The organism is Pseudomonas protegens (genome assembly GCF_003732485.1).
In the GTDB taxonomy this organism is placed as follows: domain Bacteria; phylum Pseudomonadota; class Gammaproteobacteria; order Pseudomonadales; family Pseudomonadaceae; genus Aquipseudomonas; species Aquipseudomonas protegens_B.
Genome location: NZ_MOAK01000056.1, coordinates 107,981 through 112,021 on the forward strand (window position 1 = coordinate 107,981; position 4,041 = coordinate 112,021).

At 64.5% G+C, this 4,041-nt stretch carries 3 protein-coding genes and 1 pseudogene; all 4 read right to left on the minus strand.

Translation table 11 applies throughout. From position 1 onward, the window contains the following. Positions 1 to 69: 69 nt before the first annotated feature. The gene (locus BLX41_RS15810; RefSeq protein ID WP_123725668.1) at positions 70 to 1,083 is read right to left on the minus strand and encodes a FecR domain-containing protein; all 1,014 of its coding nucleotides are present in this window, start codon (positions 1,081 to 1,083) and stop codon (positions 70 to 72) included. Further along, positions 1,080 to 1,601 (minus strand): sigma-70 family RNA polymerase sigma factor, encoded by a 522-nt coding sequence (locus BLX41_RS15815; RefSeq protein ID WP_123725669.1) that lies wholly within the window; start codon positions 1,599 to 1,601, stop codon positions 1,080 to 1,082. The genes BLX41_RS15810 and BLX41_RS15815 overlap by 4 nt, the downstream gene beginning before the upstream one ends. A 178-nt stretch (positions 1,602 to 1,779) precedes the next feature. Then, positions 1,780 to 2,799 carry a branched-chain amino acid aminotransferase gene (locus tag BLX41_RS15820; RefSeq protein WP_123725670.1) on the minus strand — a complete coding sequence of 340 codons (1,020 nt, stop codon included), beginning with the start codon at positions 2,797 to 2,799 and terminating at the stop codon, positions 1,780 to 1,782. 289 nt (positions 2,800 to 3,088) lie between these two features. Beyond that, a pseudogene (locus BLX41_RS15825) lies at positions 3,089 to 4,041 on the minus strand (dihydrolipoyl dehydrogenase family protein); the annotation flags it as partial.

The following is a 4,041-nucleotide window of genomic DNA, read 5'->3' on the forward strand; positions in this document are numbered from 1 at the left end:
TACAAATGAATGTTCTGGGGGTTAAGTCTCGCGAGCGCGAAAAACAGACCACCTGAATGAACTATTTTTTTATCCCAGCGTGGCGCGGGGTTTGAGGGTCACCCAATAGCGGGTGAACTGGCGCACTTCCAGGTGCAGGGTGTCGGCCACGGCGGACAGCACCCGGTCGGTATCGGCCAGGGGAAAGGTGCCGGATACCGGCAGTTGCGCCAGACGCGGGTCGCAGGCCAGATGACCGTGGCGATAACGTCCCAGCTCTTCGAGAAATTCCGCCAGAGGTTGGCCCTGGGCCACCAGCATGCCTTGGCTCCAGGCCGGTTGCAGGGTGTTTTGCCTCTGGCGCAGCAGCAGGCCGTGGCGGTTGAAGCGAGCCTGTTCACCGGCCGCCAGGGACAGCGTCTGCTGCCCGCCATCACGGGGGCGCAGGGTCAGGCTGCCCTGGTAGACCGCCAGCTCGGTACGGCCGGCCTGCTGGCGCACACTGAAGCGGGCTGCCGTGGCCTCGATCCAGCCCTCGGCGGTTTCCACCTGCAAGGGTCGGGGTGAAGATTGCCGGGCCAGGGTCAGGAGCATTTCACCGCGCAGCAGGGTGAGACGTCGTTGCTGCTGGTCGAAGCGCACGGCAATCGCGGAGTCGGTATTGAGTTGCACCTGGGTCTGGTCCGCCAGGGTGAAACGACGCTGCTGCCCGACCCGAGTGCTGTAGTCGGCGCTCCAGTCCTGCACCAGAGCGGTGTCCCGTGCGGCCCAGGCGCCGGCGCCGGCCACCAGCAGCACGCCCAGGTGCTTGAGGGCCCGGCGGCGTGCAAGGTTCGGTGCCAGGGTGGCGCGGGCCAGTTCGCTGTGGCCCTGGCTGCGTACCTGTTGCAGGCGCTGGGTCAGGGCCTCGGCCCGTTGCCAGGCCTTTTCATGCAGCGGATGGGCCTGGCGCCAGCGTTGCCAGGCGGCCAGGGTGGCGGCGCTGACGTCGGGCTCTTGCAGGTCGAGCTGCCATTGCATGGCCTGCTCGGCCATCTCCAGGTCGATGCTCAGGGCATGGCTGCTGCCGCTGCTGCTCACGGCGCTGTTCTGAGACGGGTTCATGAAAGGTCCTGGCGATCGTCGAGGAGGATGCACTGGGCACCGGCCTTGACGATGTAGCGCTTGACCGTGGTGACCGAGACTTGCAGTCGCTCGGCGATCTGCTCATGGCCCAGGCCATCCAGTTGCCACCAGAGAAACGCCTGGCGCACCGGCCGTTCCAGGCGTTCGAGCACCGCGTCCAGCTGCATCAGGGTTTCCAGGAGGATGGCCTGGGTTTCCAGGTCCGGCACCACATGCGCGGGGACGTGCTGCAAGGCTTCCAGGTAGGCCCGTTCCAGCTTCTGACGCCGGTAGTGGTTGCTCAGCACGCTCTGCGCCACCTTGGCCAGGAAGCTGCGCGGGGCCTGGATCTGTACCGGCTCGGGTTTTGCCAGCAGGCGCAGGAAGGTGTCCTGGGCCAGGTCGGCGGCGCTGTGGGAGCAGTTCAGGCGCAGGCGCAGCCAGTTTTTCAGCCACTGGTGCTGCTGGCTATACAGCTGGGTCAGATCGCAGGCACTGGCTTGAGCGGGTAAAGACATGGCGAGACATTACCGTGGCAGAAAGGTCGCAAATGATAACGCTTATCATATAGATCGCTGCTCGGCCTCGGCAAGAAAAGTCTCAACGGAGGAAGGAATAAGTCGACGAAGCAAATCGCCGGCATGAAAAAGCCCGCCCCTGGCAAGCAGGGGCGGGCTGGGTTGCAGCCGGGGCGAATCAGACCTTGACGATCCAGCCCGCTGGCGCTTCCACGTCGCCGGTCTGCACACCGGTCAGCTCTTTATAGAGCTTCTGGGTGACTGGGCCGACGTCCTTTTCGCTGTAGAACACGTGCAGCTTGTCCTGGTACTGGATGCCGCCGATCGGGGTGATCACCGCCGCAGTACCGCAGGCGCCGGCTTCCTTGAAGTCCGCCAGCTTGTCGATGAACACGTCGCCTTCGACCACTTCCAGGCCCAGGCGGGTCTTGGCTAGCTCGATCAGCGACAGGCGGGTGATACCCGGCAATACCGACGGCGAGTTGGGGGTGACGAATTTGTCGTCGTGAGTGATGCCGAAGAAGTTGGCCGAGCCCACTTCCTCGATCTTGCTGTGAGTCAGCGGGTCCAGGTAGATGCAGTCGGCGAAGCTGGCCTTCTTGGCCTGGGAGCCTGGCATCAGGCTGGCGGCGTAGTTGCCGCCGACCTTGGCGGCGCCGGTGCCTTGTGGCGCGGCGCGGTCGTAGCTGGAGATCAGGAAATTGTGCGGAGTCAGGCCGCCCTTGAAGTAGGCGCCGACCGGGATGCAGAAGATCGAGAAGATGAACTCGGGCGCGGTGCGCACGCCGATGTTGTCACCCACGCCGATCACGAACGGACGCAGGTACAGCGCGCCGCCGGTGCCGTATGGCGGAATGAAGCGCTCGTTGGCGCGGACCACTTCCTTGCAGGCTTCGATGAACTGCTCGGTGGACACCTGTGGCATCAGCAGGCGGGCGCAGCTGCGTTGCATGCGCGCGGCGTTCTGGTCGGGACGGAACAGGTTGATCGAACCGTCCTTGCAGCGGTAGGCCTTCAGGCCTTCGAAGCATTGCTGGCCATAGTGCAGGGCGGTGGAGCCCTCGCTGATGTGCAGCACGTTGTCTTCGGTCAGGGTGCCTGCGTCCCACTCGCCGTTACGCCAGTGCGACAGATAGCGCTTGTCTGTCTTGATGTAGTCAAAACCCAGCTTGTCCCAATTGATGCTTTCGTTACCCATGACACCCTCTATCGCTTAACAACCGTCGGAACGGCTCAAGGCTTCTGACGTTTTTTTGGATGGGCACAACAATACTGCATTCCGGGGGCGCACCGCATCCCGGACGATGGGAGGGTGCGCAAAAAACTTGGCCTGCTCATGAAGCTTCCTCCATAACAGCCCCCATACCCCCCTGTAGGAGCGAGCTTGCTCGCGAAGGCCCCGGCGCGAACGCTTGGCTATTCCCGTCAGCCCTTTCGCGAGCAAGCTCGCTCCTACCTGGGCACTGTCCTGTGTACCCCTTGAATGGTTACAGATGCAGGGCGTGGCCCAGTGCCCGCAGCGCCGCTTCCTGGACCGCTTCACCCAGGGTCGGGTGGGCGTGGATGGTGCCGCCGATGTCTTCCAGGCGCGCGCCCATTTCCAGGGATTGGCCAAACGCCGTGGACAACTCGGAGACCCCGACCCCCACGGCCTGCCAGCCGACAATCAGGTGATTGTCACGGCGCGCCACCACCCGCACGAAACCGCTTTTCGATTCCAGGGTCATGGCCCGGCCATTGGCCGCGAACGGGAAGCTGCTGACGATGCAATCCAGGCCGGCAGCGCGGGCCTCGTCCGGGGTCTTGCCGACCACCACCAGTTCCGGGTCGGTGAAGCACACCGCGGGAATCGCCGCCGGGTTGAATTCGCGCTGCTTGCCGGCGATCAGCTCGGCCACCATCTCGCCCTGGGCCATGGCCCGGTGGGCCAGCATCGGCTCGCCGCTCAGGTCGCCGATGGCCCAGACATTGCGCATGCTGGTCTGGCAACGGTTGTCGATCCTGATCGCCGAACCGTTCATGTCCAGGTTCAGACTTTCCAGGTTCCAGCCCTGGGTGTTGGGCTTGCGGCCCACGGCTACCAGCACCTGGTCGGTGGCCAGGTTCAGGGTGTCACCGTTGGGCTCGCGTACCTGCAGGCTGCTGCTGGCGGCATCGAAGCCCAGCACGCTGTGCTTGAGGTAGAGCTTGATCCCCAACTGCTTCACCGATTCGAGCACCGGCTGGGTCAGCTCGGCGTCGTAGGCCGGGAGAATGCGCTCCTGGGCTTCCACCACGCTGACCTCGACCCCGAGCTTGCGATAGGCGATGCCCAGCTCCAGGCCGATATAGCCGCCGCCGACCACGGTCAGGCGCTTGGGCAGGGTCTTGGGCGCCAGGGCTTCGGTGGAGGAGATGATCGGCCCGCCGATGGGCAGCATCGGCAGGGTGACGCTGGGGG

Coding starts and splice junctions, on each gene's coding strand:
- BLX41_RS15820 (WP_123725670.1), bottom strand. CDS start 2,799: ATGGGTAACGAAAGCATCAATTGGGACAAGCTGGGTTTTGACTACATC.
- BLX41_RS15815 (WP_123725669.1), bottom strand. CDS start 1,601: ATGTCTTTACCCGCTCAAGCCAGTGCCTGCGATCTGACCCAGCTGTAT.
- BLX41_RS15810 (WP_123725668.1), bottom strand. CDS start 1,083: ATGAACCCGTCTCAGAACAGCGCCGTGAGCAGCAGCGGCAGCAGCCAT.